This window comes from Hydrogenophaga sp. (genome assembly GCF_030158645.1).
GTDB lineage: Bacteria > Pseudomonadota > Gammaproteobacteria > Burkholderiales > Burkholderiaceae_C > Hydrogenophaga.
The window spans coordinates 1-1126 of the sequence record NZ_JAOASO010000155.1 but is presented as its reverse complement, the minus strand read 5'-3'; the positions used below and the strand labels follow the sequence as shown (position 1 = coordinate 1126).

At 64.7% G+C, this 1126-nt stretch carries 1 protein-coding gene; it reads left to right on the top strand.

What is annotated here, in order from left to right; all coding sequences use genetic code 11:
• Positions 1-156 precede the first annotated feature (156 nt).
• Positions 157-1126 (top strand): IS21 family transposase (gene istA / locus Q1W68_RS16660; RefSeq protein ID WP_300717131.1); only part of this gene is annotated, 970 nt, incomplete at its 3' end.

The window sequence follows — 1126 nt, the reverse complement described above, 5'->3', positions numbered from 1 at the left end:
CCCCCGGCGGCCACCCAAAGTGCCCCACTTATGGCCACCCAAACTGCTCCACCCGGCTGGGGGTGACCTGATGCATTGAGCTTGGCATATTGGTCGCCTGAAGGCCGATGGGTAGGACGTTACTTTCACCCCCTCATCAACGAGGGGACCACTGGAGTGAACGTCTTGAAGCCACATCTGCAAACCACCATCTGGACCCTGCTACGGGCCAACGCCAGCCAGCGAGAGATCGAGCGGGTCACGGGGATTTCTCGTCACACCATCCGCACCTACCAACAGCGCTTTGCCGCAGAGAGGGCAAACTGCCCCGGGGTGGCCACCGGCTCTGAGGCTGTGGCCAGTCAAACTGCCCCACCCCGGCCACCGGCTTTTGCTGTTGCCCCGAGGTCGGCGGCCACCTCCCTGTGCGAACCCCACCGCGAGTTCATAGAAGCCCAGCTGCGTCTCAAGCGCAACGCCACAGCCATCTACCAGGACCTGGTCGACCAACACGGCTTTGCCGGGCAGTACAACTCGGTCAAACGTTTCTGCGCCAAGCTGCGCCACAAGGAGCCCGAGCAGTTCGACCGCCTGAGCTTCCTGCCAGGCGAGGAGATGCAGGTGGACTACGGAGAGGGGGCGCCCACCCGCGTGCCCGGCAGCGAGCGCTACCGCAAACCCCGCCTGTTCGTGGCCACGTTGCGCCACTCGCGCGCCAGTTTCCGGTACGTGGTCTGGAAGTCCAGCCATCAGGTCTGGGCCGAGTTGCACGAGCGGGCCTTTCGCTACTTCGGTGGCTGTCCGCAGTACGTGGTGCTGGACAACCTCAAGGAAGGCGTCATCAAACCCGACCTGTACGAGCCCGAGCTCAACAAGGTTTATGCCGCCACGCTGGCGCACTACGGCGTGGTGGCCGACCCGGCACGGGTGCGCGACCCCAACCGCAAGGGCACGGTGGAGCACGCCATTGGCCACACCCAGGCCACGGCCTTGAAGGGCCGGCGCTTTGAGTCCATCGAGGAGCAGAACGAGTTCCTGGCCCACTGGGAGAAGAACTGGGCGGCCAAGCGCATCCACGGCACCGAGCGGCGCCAGGTACAGGCCATGTTTGAGCAAGAGCGGTCTCACCTCAAACCCTTGCCGCTGC